Here is a 19505-nt window from a genome sequence, read left to right on the forward strand (position 1 = left end):
TCCATTTGAACGGAGAGCACAGGGAATTCTGGCGCCATGTTGTCCCATGGGGAGATCTCCAGTTCAGGTCAACGCAATGCGGAATCATGCCCGTTGCGCAAAACTCCTCTGGACCTTTATTGAGTAACGCATGTCTTCTTTTGAAATCTTTGTAGTCGTTGTCGTGACGGCTACAGCGTGCTTTGGAATGATGAGCTACGTGTTGGAGCGTTTTTTTTACAAACGACCCGTGACTGCGCAAGAGGTGCGAGCAGGTTTTATTTACTTGCTTCTTCTGGTTGCCATCGCTTTTGCCATTTTTGAAATGTTGAAGCGGGTACTTGTTGGGTGATTGAAGATGGCCGGATAGACGACAGTGCCGCAATAGAGACGGCCAGACCGACGCGGGCGAACTGATGACGCTGGCGCAGGCAGGGGTGCTCAGGCTGAACGTGGCGTACACGGAGCACGGCAGCGGCACGGCGCTGGACGCGCAGGGCAGCCAGCACCGGCAGACGGGCAGCTATGTGGCGGCAGATGGCAGCACGCGGGCGATGAACGACGTGTGGTTTGCGGTGGATCTGGGGCAGACGGTGGACCTGAACCCCGTGCCGGTGAGCGAGGAGATCGCTGCGTTGCCGGACTTGGCGGGCATGGGCAATCTGCCGAGCCTGCACCAGGCCATGGCACGTGATGGGAGCCGAACAACAGCAACGAGGAAGAGACGCATGGCGCAGCGCCTGTGCCGCCATCGCGTGGTGGGGCCGACTGCAGCCTGAGCGGGCTCGACTTCTCCCTCAGTCTGCAGCGCGTGTACCCCTATCCGTAGTTACTGTCGCGGACCAGTCGCTTGGTGCCGCATTTCGATCGGAACGAACCAGGGTTCGTGGCGCTGTGTTGTTCATCCGTAAATAAATTCCCTCTTTCTGAGGCGCTTGAATGACGATGCGAATCTGCAAGCGCATGGCATCGAAAGCTTGGTTCGAATTGCTGTGGTTATGTCGTAGGGGTCTGTGCAAATATGTGGATGGCTGTCTTGCTATTTCTGGTTGCTATTGTTGCATTTTTTGTGGCAATGCTTGGGTATGTTGCGCTGCTCTTGAAGCTTAAAAGACCTGTCTATTTTTTTGACCTGCCAGATTATGGTCGATGTGGATATCGATTGGCATGGTGTGTTTATTGGATTTGGGGCGTCTCTGTCGGTGTGGCTTTGATTGGTGTGGCTCTTGCTCTCGTTTTATTGAATGATGCGATTGGTTTAATTTGTGCTGCAACTTGGCAAGAGACTTTTCCTGGTATGTCTTTGATTGTGTTGAATCAAAGAAGTGAAGGTTGGTTGGTGAGCTGTTTGCAAATACCAAAATCTTGGCTTGTGCAGTGGGGCATGACTCTATCGACTGGATTTTTTGATTAACAGATGACCGAAGGCCATTCCTGCCGATTTTGTATCGTAATGGTCAAAAAAGAAAGGTAATGGGATATTTAATGTGGATGCATTTCTAACTATTTTGGTCGACATAGTCTTTTACTTCTTTGGAAAAGGCGCATGGCTGATCCTTCGATTTTTGAGGGTTCCTGTGAAAGATCTTGGGCACAGCGGCTATGTAGTGGCCGGACTGCTCTTGTTTATCTTTGTGCTTGTTGTGTTATTTATATTATGGGGGTTGGATATGCTTGAATCATCGTCGACATGGATGTCTGTAATGGATTCAAAGGTTGGGAAATCCATTCTTTCTGTTGAATGGTGATAAATGTGGAGGTCTATTGGCGTGATGTATTTAATGAATGGAACTCTTTTGTGTCCTGAGTGGCGTCCCTTTGGCCTTGATTTTTGATTGACTCTATCGAGTTTTTGGGCATGAAAAAGATGAAGATTTTTATCAATATTGGCGTGGCGATTCTGTTGTTCTTGGCGCTTATAGGAGGGCTATTTTTCTCAGTCGATGATTATATTTCTTGGGTGCCGTTGGGGATCATTCTGGGTGGATGCTTTTCGATAGCTTTGGGCTGGCATTGGTTTGTGATTTTTCAGCGAAGTACGAAGTACTGTGAAGTGAAAGAGGGGGCCGCCTTGGCACATCCGATGCGGGGAGAATTGTTGTGGTTGCAGGCTTGCCATCCTCCCATTTTCTTCGGTAACTTGAATAGGCCTGCCCATGAAATTCGGCAACTTATATATTCTCATTTTCTTTCAGGGTTTATTGGGGGAGTGTGCGCCTTTTCCGTCGGCATGCTGGTTTTGATTGGAGGGGGGTATGCCTTGAGTGAGGGGTTGTTTAGATCGCTGTTTTCCACGAGGTTGGGAGAGGGCGCGTTCGTTTCGTTTTTGTTGTATGTGTTTATTTCGAGTGGTGGTGCTATTTCCTTTGGTTTGCTAGGCAAATTGTCAAAAAGGTCGAGTAGATATGGGGCTTGATTTCTTGGAGCTAATTTTTCAGATGATCGGCCGAGGTCTGTGCTGGGGGTTGCGATCGATCACCGGTTGGAAATGCCATTTGTCTGATAGTGGATATGAGATTTTTGGCTTCTTTTTTTTCTTGATCTTCATCATTGTCTCGATACTTATTTTTGGGGCGGTAAATGTCTAAATTTACAAAATTTCTAATAAAGCTTGGTGTAAACAGTGCTGCAGTTGACTCCATCGGCGGAAGGGTCGTGGGTGCAACATCATCTTTGAACTCAAGCAATGCTGGCGGCTATATGGATCCCAATAAAATTAATGGGTATACATACAACGAAGCTGATGGACAATGGTACGGTTATCCACCGAAGCCCGATTATGGGGTCTATGGTTGGTTTGATCCCGCCTCACCAGCCGCACAGGCTGAATTAAACCAAGCGCGGTACTGGCGAGAGATGAATAATCATGTCGAAGGAGCATCGCCAAGCCAAGGAGAGGCCGGCTCGCTTAGTAGCCCCTCGTTGCGGGATTTGATCAATCGCCTTCCTGAGGTTATTGATAGATATCAAGAAATAGCTCCGGATATTTGGGGTGAATTAAAGAATTACTTTGGGTTCGATTTAAATGGGCTGGTGGCAAAACTCCGCGACTTCTTCAACCTGGCCCAATCCCAGTCCTCCCCGATCATCCTGGACCTGAACGGAGACGGCGTGGTGGGCACGACGGCGCGCGGAGAAACCGGCCCGGGTTTGTTCTTTGATCTGGACAACACGGGGTTTGCCGAACGCAGCGGTTGGGTGGGCAAGGGGGATGGCCTGCTGGTGCGGGACCTCAATGGCAACGGCCGGATTGACAGCGGTGCCGAGCTGTTTGGCAACCACACGAAGCTGGCCGACGGCAGTCGGGCGGCCCACGGCTTTCATGCGCTGGCCGAGCTGGACAGCAACCGCGATGGCGTGGTTGACGCCCGGGATGGGGAGGCGGCGTTCGCCAGGGTGGGATCGAGTTCAACAACTACGGCCACAGCAGCCTGACGGACTACCTGGTGCAGGTGCAGAAGGGGGTGGGGTGGGTGTTGATATGAGGGGGTGGGTGGGGTGTTTGGGTGGGTGAGGTGTGGGTGAGGGCTTCGACAGGCTCAGCCCGAACGGAGGAGGGACTCAGTCCGAACGGAGGAGGGACTCAGCCCGAACGGAGGAGGGACTCAGCCCGAACGGAGGAGGGACTCAGCCCGAACGGGGGAGGGACTCAGCCCGAACGGGGGAGGGACTCAGCCCGAATGGGGGAGGGACTCGGCCCGAACGGGAATGGCTCAGTTCGAACGGCATGGTGGTGCTCAGTCCGAGTGGAGGGAGCCTACCTGGCCGGGCGGATTTCCTCGTCCCGTTCGCCCTGAGCCTGTCGAAGGGCTTTTCCCCGATCATCCCGAGCTTGCCCTACGGGGGGATCTGTGTGCGAGGGCTTCGGCCCTTTGGCCAGCTCCAGACAGTTTAGGTAGCCCCGTGGGCTTTTCTGGCTTCAGGACTTGCCTGCCGCTGCCTTGCGGGCGAGTCCTTCGATGCCCAGCAGGTAGCCGTCGGTGCCGAAGCCGACCACGATGCCCGCCGCCACCGGCGAGATATAGGAGTGGTGGCGAAAGGTCTCTCGGGCGTGCACATTGGAGATGTGCACTTCGATCACTGGCAGGGGTTTGACGCCGGCAATGGCGTCGTGCAGTGCGACCGAGGTGTGGGTGTAGGCGCCGGCATTGAACAGGACGCCCATGAGTTCACCTGCCTTGAAGCGTCGGCCGGCATCATGGATCTTGTCGATCAGCGCGCCTTCATGGTTGCTCTGGAAGGCTTCCAGCTCGAAACCCAGTTTTTGGGCGTGGGCGCGGGATTCGTTCTCTACGTCCGCCAGTGTGGTGGCGCCGTAGACCGCGGGTTCCCGGGTGCCGAGCAGGTTGAGGTTGGGGCCGTTGAGCAGCAGGATGGTGGTGGGCATGTGGAAGCTCCTTCTCTGTCTCTGTAGGGGTACCTGGCGGCGGGTTCAGACCAGCGGCACGGTGAGCTGCTGGATGACGGCACGGGTGTCCGGGCGCACGCCGCGCCAGAGCGTGAAGGCCTCGGCGGCCTGTTCCACCAGCATGCCCACGCCATCGGCCAGGGTGCCTGCGCCTGCGGTGCGCGCCTGGCGCAGGAAGGGCGTGAGGCCTTTGCCATACACCATGTCGTAGGCCAGGGCACCGGGGGCGAAGACGCTGTCGGGCAGCGGCAACGCCGTCTGCGTGAGGCCGGTGGAGGTGGCGTTGATGACCACGTCGAAGGCCTCGCCGCTGAGTTCGTCCAGGCCACCGGTTTGCAGCGTGACATGGGCGGCGAAGGCCTGGCGCAGGGCATGGGCCTTGTCGGCGGTGCGGTTGGCCACGGCGAGCAGGGCCGGGCGTTGTTGGGCAATGGGCAGGATGGCGCCGCGCGTGGCACCGCCAGCGCCCAGCAGCAGCACGCGCTTGCCGGCCAGCGTGAAACCCTGGTTGCGCTGGATGTCGTTGACCAGGCCGGAGCCGTCGGTGTTGTCCGCGAAGATGCGCTCGCCGGGGCCGAACTTGAGGGTGTTGGCCGCGCCGGCCAGGCGGGCCGTTTCACTGGGGTCGGTGGCGATCTCGAACGCCTGCAGCTTGAAGGGCAGGGTGACGTTGCTGCCGCGTCCGCCTTCGGAGCGAAAGCGGTTGAGGGTGTCGAGGAACCCGTCCAGGGGGGCTTCGATGGCGGTGTAGGTGAGATCCTGGCTGGTGGCCTTGGCGAAGAGGCCGTGGATCAGGGGGGACTTGCTGTGGCCGATGGGGTGGCCGATGAGGGCGTAGCGGTCGGTCATGGTGATGGTTCAACGAAAGGACCGATTGTCGCTTAAGCGGATGCAGAGGCCCTGATACGGCCACGGTCAAGCGCGCCTGCCTACCATGTGGGCCATGAACCCACCTACCCCTGCTTCCCTGAAGATCGATTTCGTGTCCGACGTGTCCTGCCCCTGGTGCGCCGTGGGCCTGGGCGCGTTGGAGGAGGCCCTGCGCCGGCTGGACGGCGAAGTGGCCGCGGACCTGCATTTCCAGCCCTTCGAACTCAATCCCCGCATGGGGCCGCAGGGGCAGGACATCGGCGAGCATTTGAGGGAGAAGTACGGTTCCACGCCAGAGCAGCAGGCGCAGATCCGCAACACCATCCGCGCGCGCGGCGCCGAAGTGGGGTTTGCATTCAACCCCGAGGGTCGCGGCCGCATCTGGAACACCTTCGACGCACACCGGCTGCTGCACTGGGCCGACGAAGAAGGCGCAGCGGGCCAGCAGCATGCGCTGAAGAAAGCCCTGATGGCCGCCTGCCATACCCGCTCCGAAGCCATGGGGCACCACGGTGTGCTGCTGGCCTGTGTGCGGGAGGTCGGGCTCGACGAGGCGCGTGCCGCGCAGATACTGGCCAGCGACGAGTTCGCCCAGGCCGTGCGCGAGCGCGAGGCCTTTTACACCGGCCATGGCATTCATTCCGTGCCCGCCGTGATCATCAACGACCGGCATCTGATCTCCGGCGGTCAGCCGGCCGATGTGTTCGAGCAGGCCTTGCGCCAGATCGCCGGCGGCGCGGCGGCGGCGTCTTCCTGAGGCGGCTTTAGCCGGGCCGTGCCAGTGCCTTGGCGATGCGGTGCCGGCCCACGCTGGCCTTGGGCACCTTGCCGGGCAGGTGACTGAACCAGGCGCGCACGTCCTCGTCCAGCCCGATACCGTGCATGTAGTTGTAGATCGCCTTGCGCAGACCCACGCCCAGCGCATCGTGGTCCACCCCCGTGGGGTCGAAGAAGCCCACGTCGTTGCGCGCGAAGGTGGCCGGCGGCTGGGGCAGGAGTTCGATGCCATAGGCGGCCGGGTCCTGCCCCACGGGCGAATGCACCGTGCAGGCGAAGCGGTGGAAGAAGCCGCTCTGGATGCAGCCGTTCTCGAACAGCTGGCGCACGTACTCCAGTGCATCCACTGTGTCTTGCACCGTCTGGGTGGGAAAGCCGTACATGAGGTAGGCGTGCACCAGAATGCCCGCATCGGAAAAGCCCTTGGTCACACGCGCCACCTGTTCCACCGACACCCCTTTTTTCATGAGGGCGAGCAGGCGGTCAGAGGCCACTTCGAGCCCGCCGGACATGGCGATGCAGCCGCTGTCGGCCAGCAGTTGGCAGAGGTCGGGTGTGAAGGTCTTCTCGAACCGGATGTTGCCCCACCAGGAAATCGGCAACTGGCGGCGCAGCAGTTCCTGGGCCAGCGCCTTGAGCGCCTTGGGTGGTGCTGCCTCGTCCACGAAATGAAAGCCGGTCTGGCCCGTCTCGCCGACGATGGCCTCGATGCGGTCGGCCAGCGTGGCGGCAGAGGCGGTTTCGTAGCGGCCGATGTAGTCCAGCCCCACGTCGCAGAAGCTGCATTTTTTCCAGTAGCAGCCGTGCGCCACGGTGAGCTTGTTCCAGCGCCCGTCGCTCCAGAGCCGGTGCATGGGGTTGAGCATGTCCAGCAGGCTGAGGTAGCGGTCCAGCGGCAGGCCGTCCCAGGTGGGCGTGCCCACGTCCTCGAAAGGAATGTCGGGCTCGACGAAGTTGATGTACCTCACCGCCGCGTCCGCGCCTTCGCCTTCTCTCGTGAAAGTGCGCACCAGGCGCTGGCGTGAACGCTGCCGGCCCAGGTACTCCAGCAGGGCGAGCAGGGGGCGTTCGCCCGCGTCCAGCGTCACGTAGTCGACGAAGTCGAACAGCCGCGGCTCGGCCAGTTCGCGCAGTTCGGTGTTGACGAAGCCGCCGCCCAGCACGATGGCGATGTGCGGGTTTTGTGCCTTGATGGTCTGTGCGATGCGCAGCGCTGCATACAGCGCGCCGGGGAAGGGCACGGAGAGCAGCACCACGTCGGGCCGCTGGCGCGCCAGCGTGGCCAGTGTGAGGGTGTGCAGCAGCTCGTCGATCAGCGTCGGTGGCGCGGCCAGCGCGGCGGCCATGGGGTCGAAGCTGGGCTGGCTGCTGGCCAGCGATTCGGCGTAGCGCACGAAGGCAAATCGCTCATCCACGGCATCGCGCAGCACGTCGGCCAGGTCATTGAGGTAGAGCGTGGCCAGATGGCGGGCCTTGTCTTGCACGCCCAGTGCGCCAAAGGCCCACGCCAGCGGGTCGCCATCTTCCTCCCCCAGGGCGGCGTCCACATAGACCGACAGCGCGTCGAAGCGCGGGCCCTCGGGCAGCAACTCGCGCGCCGCGATGCGGTGCGCCAGCGTCGAGTCGCGCCCTTGCAGGAACGCGATCACCGGGCCGATGGTGGTGCGGTAGCGCTCGAACTGGTCCAGGAAGGCATGCACGCTGGCCGAGCGCCGGGTCTCCGGCAGCGCCAGCGCGCGCCCCTGCACCGCCTGCAGTCCCGCGGGCGTGAACACCTGCAACACCAGCGCCAGCGCCAGATCCACCTGCACCGCGTCGACACCGCGCGAACGCAGGAAGCCGGTAAGGTAGGCCGTCGAGGGGTAGGGCGTGTTGAGCTGCGTCATCGGCGGAATGACGCTGAGCACGCGCAGGCTGGGGGTTTTCATGGCGGGTCCGTGGAGCTGGGGCGATCTTACGGGCTGCAGGCCATACGCTCCCAAATGAGGGTGGACGGTGATGCTTGGCCGTTCTAGCATCCCCGCTGGGCCGGATGGCCGGCCGCCTACGGTGTGGGAGTTTGCTCATGGACAAAGGATGCCTGTTCCGAACAGTGGGCCTCGCGGGTCTGCTGCTGTGTCTGGGGTCTGGCGCCACCGCGCAAGGCCGGCTCGAGGCCGACGTGCTCAAGCTCTATGGCGGGGTCTATGCGGTGGATTGCGCGCAGCCGCAATCGCCCCGCGTGCGGGTGGGCGCGGATGCCATTCTGGTGGAGCAGGGCGACCGGCGATTGACGGCGCAGTCCCTGCAAGCCTCGCATTCCTTCTTCGGCCAGTCCGCGCCGCCCGGGTTCTTCGTGGCGCTGATGGGCATGATCCAGGGTCGGCACGACATCGTGTTTCTGGTGCAGGGCGATGCCCGTGGCCAGTACCTTGCACTCGATGGCAACCCCACGGTGCTGGCCAACCTGGGCGGGCTGGCGAAGTCGACGTTCCGCAGTTGCGATGCGGCCATCAACCAGCGGGTGGCAGGCGAGATGAAGGCGGAGCAGCAGGCCCAGGCAGCGGCGAGGGCGCCGGTGGCCAGTGGTACGGCGAAATGGCCGTCGGAACTGATTCGGGATGCGCGTTTCAAGACGGCCTATGGCCGCACGCTGGGGCCATTGGCTGGCCAGGCCTGGTTGGCGCGCATGGATGGCCCGGGGGTGGAGCTGTCGCAAGCCCAGGTGGCGGGAGAGCGCTACCAGCTCGCCGCCTTCTGCAAACAGCACGACTGCGGGGACCACAACGCGGTGTTGCTCTACGATGCGCCGCGCGCCAGGGTGTATGGCCTGGTGCACATGGCCGGGCGTAACCAGTTCATTGGCTCGCCGCCACAGCCGGTGGCGGCCGAGTTGAACCGCCTGTGGCGCAGGGAGTGGCGGCAGGGGCGCTAGATAGAGTGCTGAGTGCGCGGAGGGCTTCGACAGGCTCAGCCCGAACGGGCGTGGTTTCGTCCGAACTGGCATGTTCCTTCCGAACAGGAGACGTTCCATCCGACGGGAGTGGCGGGGCCAGGCGCGGTGAGGAGCATATGTGCTCCGTTCGCCCTGAGCTTGTCGAAGGGCTTGCACAGACAGATCGCGCGAGGGCTGAAGGGCCTTTGCCGTGCCGGGGGTTTCAGCACTCGACGATGTTGACCGCCAGCCCGCCGCGCGAGGTTTCCTTGTACTGCGTCTTCATGTCCGCGCCGGTTTCCCGCATGGTCTTGATGACCTTGTCCAGGCTGACGTGGTGCACGCCGTCGCCACGCAGGGCCATGCGCGCGGCGTTGATGGCCTTGACCGAAGCGATGGCGTTGCGCTCTATGCAGGGAATCTGCACCAGCCCACCCACCGGATCGCAGGTGAGGCCCAGGTGGTGTTCCATGCCAATCTCGGCCGCGTTCTCCACCTGTGCGGGTGTGCCGCCCAGCACGGCGCAGAGCGCGCCGGCGGCCATGGAGCAGGCCACGCCCACCTCGCCCTGGCAGCCGACCTCGGCACCGCTGATGCTGGCGTTTTCCTTGTAGAGAATGCCGATCGCCGCAGCGGTGAGCAGGAAGTCGACCACGCCCTGGTCGGTGGCGCCTGGCACGAAGCGGCGGTAGTAGTGCAGCACCGCGGGCACGATGCCGGCCGCGCCGTTGGTGGGTGCGGTCACGACCCGACCGCCAGCGGCGTTCTCCTCGTTCACCGCCAGCGCGTACAGGTTGACCCAGTCCAGAACCTGCAGCGGGTCCTTCAGCGCTGCTTCGGGGTGGCTGGTGAGGTCGTGCCAGAGCTGGTGGGCGCGGCGGCGCACCTTGAAGCCACCTGGCAGCAAGCCCTCGGTGGCACAGCCGCGGCGTACGCAGGCCTGCATCACTTCCCAGATGCGCAGCAGGCCGGCATCCACCTCGGCATCGGTGCGCCAATGGCGTTCGTTGACGCGCATCACGCCCGCCACCGAGAGGCCGTGCGCCGCGCACTGCCGCAGCAACTCGTCGGCACTGCGAAAGGGCAGCGGCAGCACGGTGGCATCGGGGGCGATCACCTTGTGCCGCGAACCGTCTGAGGCCGCTTCCTCGCTGACCACGAAGCCACCGCCCACCGAATAGAACGTGCGCTCGGCCAACGGTGTGCCCTGCTCGTCCCAGGCGGTGAAGCGCATACCGTTGGCGTGAAAGGGCAGAGGTCTGCGGTAGAACAGCAGATCGTCGGCTTCGTTCCAGCCCACGCCGTGCTGGCCCATCAGCGGCAGGCGCCGTTCGCTGCGGACTTGCTGGACGAGTGGCTCGACGCCGTCGACGTCCACCGTCTCGGGTTCGTGGCCGCACAGGCCGAGAATGACTGCCTTGTTGCTGCCGTGGCCCTTGCCGGTGGCTCCCAGAGAGCCGTGGAGCGCGCACTGCACCCGCGCCGCCGAGGCCAGAAGGCCGGCCGACTGCAGTCCGGCGGCGAACATGCGGGCGGCGCGCATCGGGCCCACGGTGTGCGAGCTGCTGGGGCCGATGCCGATCTTGAACAGATCGAAGGTGGAGACGGCCATGCGGTGCCCCGTCGGTTCAGGTCAGCTCTGTCAGGGGCACGCAGCTACAGAAGAGGTTGCGGTCGCCATAGACGTTGTCCACGCGGCCCACGGGCGGCCAGTACTTGGCATGCGCACGGGTGGAGGCGCTGGCCGCGCCGGTCTCGCGTGAATAGGGGCGATTCCAGTCCCCCTTGAGAAGGCTTTCCGCGGTGTGCGGCGCGTTCTTCAGCGGGTTGTCGTCCTGCGGCCAGGCGCCTTGCTCCACCTGCCGGATTTCCTCGCGGATGGCGATCATGGCGTCAATGAAGCGGTCGATCTCTTCCAGCGTCTCGCTCTCGGTCGGCTCCACCATCAGGGTGTTGGCCACCGGGAAGGACAGCGTGGGGGCGTGGAAACCATAGTCCATCAGGCGCTTGGCCACGTCCTCGGCCATCACGCCGCTCGTGTCCTTGAAGTGCCGCAGGTCCAGGATGCACTCGTGCGCCACATGGCCATTGGCGCTGGCGTAGAGCGTCGGGTAGTGCGGTGCGAGCCGCTTGCTGATGTAGTTCGCCGCGAGGATGGCGGCCTCGGTGGCGTGCTGGAGACCGTCGGCACCCATCATGCGGATGTACATCCAGCTGATGGGCAGCACCGCCGCGTTGCCCAGGGGAGCCGCCGAGATGGCGCCCACACCATGGACCGGGATGCCGCCGGTCGCATGCCCAGGCAGGAAGGGCACGAGGTCCTCCACCACGCAGACCGGGCCCACGCCCGGGCCGCCGCCGCCGTGGGGAATGCAGAAAGTCTTGTGCAGGTTGAGGTGGCTCACGTCGCCGCCGAACTCGCCCGGCGCGGCCACGCCCACCAGGGCGTTCATGTTGGCACCGTCCACGTAGACCCGCCCGCCGTGCCGGTGCACCAGCGCGCAGAGTTCCTTGACCGTGGTTTCGAACACGCCGTGCGTGCTGGGGTAGGTGATCATCACCGCCGCCAGGTTGGCGCTGTGCTGCTCGCACTTGGCCTGAAGGTCGGCCATGTCCACATTGCCGTTCTCGTCGCATTTGGTCACGACCACCTGCATGCCGACCATCTGGGCAGAGGCGGGGTTGGTGCCGTGGGCGCTGCTGGGAATCAGGCAGATGTTGCGGTGCGCCTCTCCGCGCGATGCATGCCAGGCCTGGATGACCAGCAGGCCGGCGTACTCCCCTTGCGAACCGGCGTTGGGCTGCAGGCTGATGCCGGCGTAGCCCGTGGCCTGGCAGAGCCAGGCGCGCAACTGCTCGTCCAGCAGGCGGTAGCCCTCGCGCTGGTCGGCGGGGGCGAAGGGGTGCATGTTGGCGAACTCCGGCCAGGTGATGGGGATCATCTCGCTGGTGGCGTTGAGCTTCATGGTGCACGAGCCCAGCGGGATCATGCTGCGGTCCAGCGCGAGGTCCTTGTCGGAGAGCGCGCGGATGTAGCGCAGCATGCCGGTCTCGCTGTGGTGGCTGTTGAACACCGGGTGCGTGAGAAAGGCGCTGGTGCGCCGCAGCCCTTCGGGGATGCGCGGCTCGATGCCTTTCTCGAACGAGGCGAAGCCGGGCGCGCGGACCCCTTCGCGGGCAAACACCGACCACAGCTTCTCGATGTCCTCGCGCACGGTGGTTTCGTCCAGCGAGATGCTGACGTACTGTCCCCAGGACAGGCGCAGGTTCATGCCCGCGGCAAGGGCCCTGGCTACTGCGGCCTGCGCATCGGCGGCACTGGCTGCCCTGATCGTCACGGTGTCGAAGGCGCTGTCGCTGGTGAGCTGGCAACCCAGTTGCTCCAGGCCCTGGGCCAGGATGGCGGCGTAGGACGCGACCCGTTGCGCAATGCGCTTGAGGCCCTGCGGTCCGTGGTACACCGCGTACATGCTGGCCACCACGGCCGGCAGCACCTGCGCGGTGCAGATGTTGGAGGTGGCCTTTTCGCGGCGGATGTGCTGTTCGCGCGTCTGCAGTGCCAGCCGGTAGGCAGGTCGCCCGTGCACGTCCACGCTGACGCCCACCAGGCGGCCGGGCAGCGAGCGCTTGAATTCGTCGCGGCAGGCCATGTAGGCCGCGTGCGGGCCGCCCGCGCCCATAGGCATGCCAAAGCGCTGTGTGGTGCCCACCACGATGTCGGCCCCCCACTCCCCGGGCGGCGTGATGAGCGTGAGCGCCAGCAGGTCCGCCGCGGCGATGAAGGCCGCGCCCTTGGCCTGCACCCTTTTCACGTCGGCGGCGAGGTCGTCGATCCGGCCGCTGGTGCTGGGGTACTGCGCCATCACGGCGAAGTAGTCGTCACCGGCGAGCGCGGCGTCCCACTCGGGTGCCGAGTTGGCCAGCACGACCTGGATGCCCAGCGGCCGGGCACGCGTCTGCACCACCTCGATCGTCTGCGGGTGGCAGTCTCCGCCCAGCACGATGGTGTTGCCCTTGGCCTTCACCGAACGCCGGGCCAGGGTCATGGCCTCCGCGGCGGCGGTGGCCTCGTCGAGCATGGAGGCGTTGGCAATGGGCATGCCGGTGAGGTCGCAGACCATGGTCTGGAAATTCACCAGTGCCTCCATGCGGCCCTGGGAAATCTCGGCCTGGTAGGGCGTGTAGGCGGTGTACCAGGCCGGATTCTCCAGGATGTTGCGCAGGATCACGCCCGGCGTGTGCGTGCCGTAGTAGCCCTGGCCGATGAAGCTGCGCAGCACGCGGTTCTTGCCGGCCAGTGCCTTGAGTTCGGCCAGCGCCGCGGCTTCGGTGACGGCCGCCGGCAACTGCATGCCCTGGCTGCGAGCGATGCTGCGCGGCACGATGCCCTCGATCAGCGCGCGGCGCGAGGCCTCGCCGATGACCGAGAGCATGTGGGTTTCGTCGGCCGGCCCGATGCCGATGTGGCGGGCGACGAACTCGGACGGGTTTTCGAGCTCACCGAGGGGTTTGACGGACGGCATCAGCATGGAGGTAGGCCTTTGACCGTTCGCGGGTTCCGTGCGTCCTGAGCTTGTCGAAGGACGAAGGGCCGCGAACGGGGTTATGCGGGAGGGCTTCGACAGGCTCAGCCCGAACGGGTGTTTCAGGCGTTGGCGGCGAAGGCGTTGTAGGCGGTCTCGTCGAGCAACTTGTCGATCTGGCCGGCGTTGGACAGCCGGACTTTGAAGAACCAGCCAGCGTCCAGCGGGTCGCTGTTGGCCAGCGAGGGATCGTCACGCAGGGATTCGTTGACCTCGGTGATCTCGCCGTCCACCGGCATGTAGACGTCCGCGGCGGCCTTGACCGACTCGACCACGCCGGCCACGTCCTTCTGCGCGAAAGTCTTGCCCACTTCGGGCAGATCGACGAACACCACGTCGCCCAGTGCGTCCTGCGCATGCACGGTGATGCCCACGGTGGCGATGTCGCCCTCGACGCGGATCCATTCGTGGTCTTCGGTGTACTTGATGGTCATGTGGGCTCCAGTGGTTGAAAGAAGAAACAAGGGTAGACGGATCAGCCGCGGTGGTAGCGGTTGGGCACGAAAGGCATGGCGGTCACTTCCATGGGAACGGGCTTGCCGCGCACGAGGGCCTGTATGCGCGTACCCACGGCCGCATGCTCCGGACGCACATAGCCCATGGCCACGGGCCGGTCGGCGCTGGGGCCGAGCAGGCCGCTGGTGACTTCGCCGATGCTTTCGCCGTCGGTGTTTTGCAATTCGGTGTGTTCGCGCACGGGCACGCGCTCCAGGGCGACCAGGCCGACGCGCTTGCGCGGCAGCGCGTCGCGGCCATCGAGCTGGGCCAATATGCGGGCCGCGCCAGGGAAGCCACCAGCGCGTGCCCCACCGGTGCGGCGCACCTTCTGGATGGCCCAGGTCAAAGCGGCCTCCACGGGCGTTGTCGTGACGTCGATGTCATTGCCGTAGAGGCACAGGCCGGCTTCCAGGCGCAGCGAGTTGCGCGCGCCCAGGCCGATGGGCTTGACTTCCGGTTGGGCCAGCAGAGCCCGGGCGAGGGCTTCGGCACGGTCACCGGGCACCGAGATCTCGAAGCCATCCTCGCCGGTGTAGCCGCTGCGGGTGATGAAGAGATCGGCGCCGTTCCAGTCGAACGCGGCGCCGGTCATGAAGACCAGTTTCTCCACGCCCGGCAGGAGGCGCTGCAGCGCGGTCACCGCCTGCGGCCCCTGCAGGGCGAGCAGGCCCCGGTCGGGCAGCGGAATGACCTGGCAGCGCGAGCCGATGCGGGCCTGCATGTGCGCGATGTCACCGACCTTGCAGGCGCCGTTGACGATGACGAAGAGATCGGTACCGCGGTTGACGAACATCAGGTCGTCGATGATGCCGCCCTCGTCGTCGAGCAGCAGGCCGTAGCGCTGCTTGCCGACGGCGAGATCGATCACGTCCACCGGCATCAACGACTCGAAGGCGGCGGCGGCTTCGGGGCCGACCAAGCGGAGCTGCCCCATGTGCGACACGTCGAACAGGCCGGCGGCGGCACGGGTGTGGTGGTGTTCGGCCATCAGGCCGGCCGGGTACTGCACCGGCATGGAATAGCCCGCAAAGGGCACCATGCGGGCGCCGAGTTCGATGTGCAGCGCGTGCAGTGGGGTCTGGAGAAGATCGGTGTCGGACACAGGGGACTCGCAGGCAGAAGGGCAGACCCCGGAGGGCGGAACACGGTGCATCCGTGCGCTGCCCCACTGTCCGCTCTACCTGAGAGATTCACACGGGCGATACCGCGCTTGCTCCTTCGGTGGACGGCCTCGGGGACCGCCTCTCTCCAGGGGGGACGCGGGCCTCTCGGCCCGCGTTTGCCAGTCCTTTTGCCTGAGCGTTCAGGGCTGCGTGAGCTGCCTCCTGCGCCTTCGGCGGCCTCCGCAAGGGGAGGCGCTCTCCTGACAGTTCGAGATTCTAGTGCACGACTTCGGCGTGGGGCCTACATCCCGGAATACGTGGGGCCTCCGCCGCCTTCCGGCGTCACCCAGACGATGTTCTGCGTGGGATCCTTGATGTCGCAGGTCTTGCAGTGCACGCAGTTCTGCGCATTGATCTGCAGGCGGTCGGTGCCGTCGTCGTTCTTCACGAATTCGTACACGCCGGCTGGGCAGTACCGGCTTTCGGGGCCGGCGTACTGGGCCAGGTTGATCTGCACCGGCACGCTGGCGTTCTTGAGCGTGAGGTGGGCGGGCTGGTTCTCTTCGTGATTGGTGTTGGAGACGAACACGCTGGAGAGGCGGTCGAATGTGAGCTGGCCGTCGGGCTTGGGGTAGCTGATCTGCGGCATCTCTGCGGCGGGGCGCAACTTCTCGTTGTCCCGCACCGTGTTGTGCAGCGTCCAGGGCGGCGAGGAGACGCCGACCTTGGGCAGGAGCCACTGTTCGATGCCGGTCATGAGCTTGCCCATGAGCGGGCTCTTCTTGAACCAGAGCTTGAAGTTGCGCGTCTGCTGCAGCTCTTCGTTGAGCCAGCTCTTTTCGAAGGCCTGGGGATAGGCGGCGAGTTCGTCGCCGGCACGGCCAGCGACCACCGCCTCGAAGGCCGCCTCCGCCGCGAGCATGCCGCTCTTGATGGCGGCGTGGCTGCCCTTGATGCGCGCCGCGTTCATGTAGCCGGCGTCGCAGCCCACCAGGGCACCACCGGGGAACACGGTTTTGGGCAGCGCCTGCGGGCTGCCGTTGTTGATGGCGCGCGCGCCATAGCTCAGGCGCTTGCCTCCTTCGAGGTGGGCGCGGATGGCCGGGTGGGTCTTCCAGCGTTGCATTTCCTCGAACGGCGACATCCAGGGGTTCTGGTAGTCCAGTCCGATCACAAAACCCAGCGTGACCTTGTTGTCTTCCAGGTGGTAGAGGAAGCCGCCGCCAAAGGTGTCGTCGGTCATGGGCCAGCCGGCGGTGTGCACCACCAGGCCTGGCTTGGCCTTGGCGGGATCGATCTCCCACAGCTCCTTGATGCCGATGGCGTAGGTCTGCGCGTCCTTGCCCTCGTCGAGCTTGAACCTGGCGATCAACTGCTTGCCAAGATGGCCGCGAGCGCCTTCGGCGAAGACGGTGTACTTGGCGTGCAGCTCCATGCCGAGCTGGAAGTTCTCGGTCGGCTCGCCGTCCTTGCCCAGGCCGAGGTTGCCGGTCGCCACACCCTTGACCGAACCGTCGTCGTTGTAGAGCACTTCGGCCGCGGCGAAGCCGGGGAAGATCTCCACGCCCAGTGCCTCGGCCTGTTCGCCGAGCCACTTGACGATGAAGCCCAGGCGCACCACGTAGCAGCCGTGGTTGTGGAAATTGCGCGGCACCAGCCAGTCGGGCGTGCGGCTGGAGCCGGTTTCGGTGAGCACCAGCAGATCATCGCCGGTCACGGGCTGGTTCAGGGGAGCGCCGCGCTCCTTCCAGTCAGGGAAGAGTTCCGTGATGGCGCGGGGGTCCATGACCGCGCCGCTGAGGATGTGCGCGCCGGGTTCAGAGCCCTTTTCCAGCACGCACACGCTGATGTCGCTGCCTTTTTCGGCGGCCAGTTGCTTGAGCCGTATGGCGGTGGACAGGCCGCTGGGGCCGCCGCCGACCACGACCACGTCGTATTCCATGGCTTCGCGCGGGCCATAGGTTTCAAGAATGTCTTGGGGCGTCATGTGAGGGTCTCATTCTGGCGGGAGATCGGCTCCCGGGGAGGGGCTTGGCGGCTGCGTGGGCCGCGGTTGCGCTGGTGGCGCTCGCGGGCAGTCCGGTGTCGTGGTTGTGACCGATTTTAGTGGGCCATGGCGCACAATCCCTCGGACGGGCCTGCCAGGTTCGCCGGGTGCTCCAGCCGCACGCCGGTTTTTTGTTTTCAAGGAGGTGTTCCCATGGCATACAGCCTGGATCTTTCAGGCCGCGTGGCCTTGGTCACCGGCGCATCCGGCGGCCTGGGCGAGCAGTTTGCCAAGACGCTTGCGCGGGCAGGTGCCGCCGTGGTGCTGGCGAGCCGGCGCACCGACCGGCTCATGAGCTTGCGCGCCCACATCGAGGCCGCCGGCGGCGATGCGCACGTGGTGGCTCTGGACGTGACCGACCTGGCCTCCATCAAGGCGGCGGTGGCGCACGCGGAGACCGAGGTCGGCGCCATCGACATCCTGATCAACAACTCCGGCGTGAGCACGACGCAGCGCCTGCAGGATGTGACCGAGGAAGACTACGACTACGTTTTCGACACCAACACCAAGGGCGCGTTCTTCGTCGCGCAGGAGGTGGGGCGGCGCATGCTGGCGCGTGCAAAGGGGGCAGCGCCCGGCACCTATGTGGGGGGGCGCATCGTCAACATCGCATCCATGGCCGGGCTCAAGGTGCTGCCGCAGATCGGTGTGTACTGCATGAGCAAGGCCGCCGTGGTGCAGATGACCAAGGCGATGGCGGTGGAGTGGGGCCGGTTTGGCATCAACGTCAACGCCATCTGCCCGGGCTACATCGACACCGACATCAACCACCACCATTGGCAGACCGAGCAGGGCCAGAAGCTCATCGGCATGCTGCCCCGCAAGCGCGTGGGCCAGCCCGCGGACCTGGACGCGCTGCTGGTGATGCTGTGCTCGAACGACAGCCATTTCATCAATGGTGCCGTGATCGCTGCAGACGACGGGTTCGGCGCATGACGGCCGCCACGGTTGGGCGGCCGGTGGGTTGGCCGCCCGGCATGGCCGGTGGCGTCGCCGCCGGGCTGGGGGCCGGGGCCTTCTGGGGCACCACGTTCATCGCGCCCTTGCTCACGCCGGGTTTCAGCTTCATCGACCTCACCGTGGGACGCTACCTTGCCTGCGGCGTGCTGGCCGTGGTCCTGCTGTTGTGGGCGGGCCTGCGCGGCCAGGCCCGTTGGCCCACTCCCCGTCAGATGGGCGCCGCGCTCTGGCTGAGCCTGCTGGGCTACACCGGTTACTACCTCTTGCTGGTGCTGGCGATCCAGGCCGCCGGCGCGGCCTTGCCAGTGCTCATCATCGGAACGATCCCGTTGTGGATCATGCTGCTGGGCAAGCCGCTGGGTTTGCGGTGGCGTGCCCTGGTGCCGGGCGTCCTGCTGACGGCTGCGGGCATGGCGCTGATGGTGCGTGCCAGCGCGCACGGTGCAGACGGTGCTGTCGGCGATGGTCCCGGCTTCTGGCTGGGCATCTTCTATGCCGTGCTGGCCATGGCCGCCTGGACCGCGTTCGGGTTGCTGAACGCGCGCTGGCTGCTGCGGCATCCGCAGGTCAATTCCACCGAGTGGGCCAACTGGCTGGGTGTGGCCGCCGGCCTGGGCGCGCTGGCCATCTGGGCGGTTGCGGGCAGCGACCTGGACGTGCTGGTGCAGCGCCCGGGCTTGGGCCCGTTCCTGCTGGTCTGTGCCGTCACAGGCATTGGCGCCGCCTGGATCGCCTCCGTGCTCTGGAACATGGCCAGCCGCCGCCTGAGCCCCAGCCTGGCGGGTCAGCTCATCGTGAGCGAGACCGTGTTCGGTCTCGTCTACACCTTTGCCTGGAACGGGCAATGGCCCGCGCCGGTGCAGTGGGCAGCCTGCCTGCTGTTCGTGCTGGGTATCCTTGCGTCCATCCAGGCGCACCGTTGACGACACGCTTATCTCCTCATGAAGTACGAACTGCCCGAACACAAGAAACAGGTTTTCCGCATGACCATCCCCATCCGCTGGGGCGACATGGACGCCATGGGCCATGTCAACAACACGGTCTATTTCCGCTACCTGGAGAACATCCGCATCGAGTGGATGCGCAGCATCGGCTGCGAGCCCGACCCACAGGGCGAGGGGCCGGTGATCGTCAACGCCTTCTGCACCTTCCACAAGCAGTTGGAATACCCGGGCGACGTGGTCGCCACCATGTACGTGAGCGATGCCGGACGCAGCAGCTTCGAGAGCTGGTGCGAGCTCGCACGTGCCGATGATCCGGGTACCGTGTATGCCTCGGGCGGCGCGACGACTGTGTGGGTGGATTTCCCGAAGCAGAAGTCGGCGCCGCTGCCCGACAGCATCCGCGCGCACCTGGATTGACGCCA

At 64.4% G+C, this 19505-nt stretch carries 18 protein-coding genes and 2 riboswitches; of the genes, 10 read left to right on the plus strand and 8 right to left on the minus strand.

Annotated elements, in window-relative coordinates; genetic code table 11:
* Positions 1-130: 130 nt before the first annotated feature.
* The 5 genes from KIT53_RS09945 (at position 131) to KIT53_RS09965 (ending at position 3414) form a co-directional block, all read left to right on the plus strand.
* A complete protein-coding gene (locus KIT53_RS09945) occupies positions 131-331 on the plus strand; it encodes a hypothetical protein (protein ID WP_297751429.1) in 201 nt (66 codons plus the stop codon).
* A gap of 64 nt (positions 332-395) precedes the next feature.
* Complete coding sequence (locus KIT53_RS09950) at positions 396-758, plus strand: hypothetical protein (RefSeq protein WP_297751432.1); 363 nt, start codon at positions 396-398, stop codon at positions 756-758.
* Positions 759-1006: 248 nt separating this feature from the next.
* Positions 1007-1393 carry a hypothetical protein gene (locus KIT53_RS09955; RefSeq protein ID WP_297751435.1) on the plus strand — a complete coding sequence of 129 codons (387 nt, stop codon included), beginning with the start codon at positions 1007-1009 and terminating at the stop codon, positions 1391-1393.
* Positions 1394-1837: 444 nt separating this feature from the next.
* On the plus strand, positions 1838-2395 hold the full coding sequence (locus KIT53_RS09960) for a hypothetical protein (RefSeq protein WP_297751438.1): 558 nt from the start codon (positions 1838-1840) through the stop codon (positions 2393-2395).
* A 164-nt stretch (positions 2396-2559) separates the two neighbouring features.
* A complete protein-coding gene (locus tag KIT53_RS09965) occupies positions 2560-3414 on the plus strand; it encodes a hypothetical protein (protein WP_297751442.1) in 855 nt (284 codons plus the stop codon).
* Between the two features lie 484 nt (positions 3415-3898).
* Here the strand turns inward: KIT53_RS09965 and aroQ are convergent, their stop codons facing one another.
* Both aroQ and aroE read right to left on the minus strand, forming a co-directional pair.
* On the minus strand, positions 3899-4366 hold the full coding sequence (gene aroQ, locus KIT53_RS09970) for a type II 3-dehydroquinate dehydratase (RefSeq protein ID WP_297751445.1): 468 nt from the start codon (positions 4364-4366) through the stop codon (positions 3899-3901).
* 45 nt (positions 4367-4411) lie between these two features.
* The gene (gene aroE, locus KIT53_RS09975) at positions 4412-5236 is read right to left on the minus strand and encodes a shikimate dehydrogenase (protein ID WP_297751448.1); all 825 of its coding nucleotides are present in this window, start codon (positions 5234-5236) and stop codon (positions 4412-4414) included.
* Positions 5237-5330: 94 nt separating this feature from the next.
* On the opposite strand from aroE, the gene KIT53_RS09980 reads away from it, so the two are divergent.
* Entirely contained in the window at positions 5331-6014 is a 684-nt protein-coding gene (locus KIT53_RS09980) for a DsbA family oxidoreductase (protein ID WP_297751452.1), read from the plus strand.
* Between the two features lie 7 nt (positions 6015-6021).
* Here KIT53_RS09980 and KIT53_RS09985 read toward each other — a convergent pair whose 3' ends face one another.
* Positions 6022-7962 (minus strand): B12-binding domain-containing radical SAM protein, encoded by a 1941-nt coding sequence (locus KIT53_RS09985; protein ID WP_297751455.1) that lies wholly within the window; start codon positions 7960-7962, stop codon positions 6022-6024.
* Between the two features lie 137 nt (positions 7963-8099).
* On the opposite strand from KIT53_RS09985, the gene KIT53_RS09990 reads away from it, so the two are divergent.
* Positions 8100-8948 (plus strand): Ivy family c-type lysozyme inhibitor, encoded by an 849-nt coding sequence (locus KIT53_RS09990; protein ID WP_297751458.1) that lies wholly within the window; start codon positions 8100-8102, stop codon positions 8946-8948.
* A gap of 223 nt (positions 8949-9171) precedes the next feature.
* Here KIT53_RS09990 and KIT53_RS09995 read toward each other — a convergent pair whose 3' ends face one another.
* The 5 genes from KIT53_RS09995 to KIT53_RS10015 form a co-directional block, all read right to left on the minus strand.
* Positions 9172-10560: an L-serine ammonia-lyase gene (locus KIT53_RS09995; RefSeq protein ID WP_297751461.1), complete on the minus strand. Its 1389-nt coding sequence runs from the start codon at positions 10558-10560 to the stop codon at positions 9172-9174.
* A 16-nt stretch (positions 10561-10576) separates the two neighbouring features.
* Positions 10577-13477 (minus strand): aminomethyl-transferring glycine dehydrogenase, encoded by a 2901-nt coding sequence (gcvP, locus tag KIT53_RS10000; RefSeq protein WP_297751464.1) that lies wholly within the window; start codon positions 13475-13477, stop codon positions 10577-10579.
* A gap of 116 nt (positions 13478-13593) precedes the next feature.
* The gene (gene gcvH / locus KIT53_RS10005; protein ID WP_297751467.1) at positions 13594-13965 is read right to left on the minus strand and encodes a glycine cleavage system protein GcvH; all 372 of its coding nucleotides are present in this window, start codon (positions 13963-13965) and stop codon (positions 13594-13596) included.
* Positions 13966-14006: 41 nt separating this feature from the next.
* Positions 14007-15068: a glycine cleavage system aminomethyltransferase GcvT gene (gcvT, locus tag KIT53_RS10010; protein ID WP_297751809.1), complete on the minus strand. Its 1062-nt coding sequence runs from the start codon at positions 15066-15068 to the stop codon at positions 14007-14009.
* 119 nt (positions 15069-15187) lie between these two features.
* A riboswitch (glycine riboswitch) is annotated at positions 15188-15291 on the minus strand.
* An 11-nt stretch (positions 15292-15302) separates the two neighbouring features.
* A riboswitch (glycine riboswitch) is annotated at positions 15303-15405 on the minus strand.
* Between the two features lie 28 nt (positions 15406-15433).
* Positions 15434-17119, minus strand: coding sequence for an electron transfer flavoprotein-ubiquinone oxidoreductase (locus KIT53_RS10015; protein ID WP_297751470.1), 1686 nt, complete (start codon positions 17117-17119; stop codon positions 15434-15436).
* A gap of 213 nt (positions 17120-17332) precedes the next feature.
* Here KIT53_RS10015 and KIT53_RS10020 point away from each other — a divergent pair, with 213 nt between their 5' ends.
* From KIT53_RS10020 to KIT53_RS10030, 3 genes are read left to right on the plus strand one after another with little or no spacing between them, the layout of a single operon-like run.
* Complete coding sequence (locus KIT53_RS10020; RefSeq protein ID WP_297751473.1) at positions 17333-18115, plus strand: SDR family oxidoreductase; 783 nt, start codon at positions 17333-17335, stop codon at positions 18113-18115.
* Positions 18112-19062 carry a DMT family transporter gene (locus KIT53_RS10025; protein ID WP_297751477.1) on the plus strand — a complete coding sequence of 317 codons (951 nt, stop codon included), beginning with the start codon at positions 18112-18114 and terminating at the stop codon, positions 19060-19062. The genes KIT53_RS10020 and KIT53_RS10025 overlap by 4 nt, the downstream gene beginning before the upstream one ends.
* 18 nt (positions 19063-19080) lie before the next feature.
* On the plus strand, positions 19081-19500 hold the full coding sequence (locus tag KIT53_RS10030) for an acyl-CoA thioesterase (RefSeq protein WP_297751480.1): 420 nt from the start codon (positions 19081-19083) through the stop codon (positions 19498-19500).
* The last annotated feature ends 5 nt before the right edge of the window (positions 19501-19505 follow it).

This window comes from Hydrogenophaga sp. (genome assembly GCF_026125785.1).
Classification (GTDB): Bacteria; Pseudomonadota; Gammaproteobacteria; order Burkholderiales; family Burkholderiaceae_C; genus Hydrogenophaga.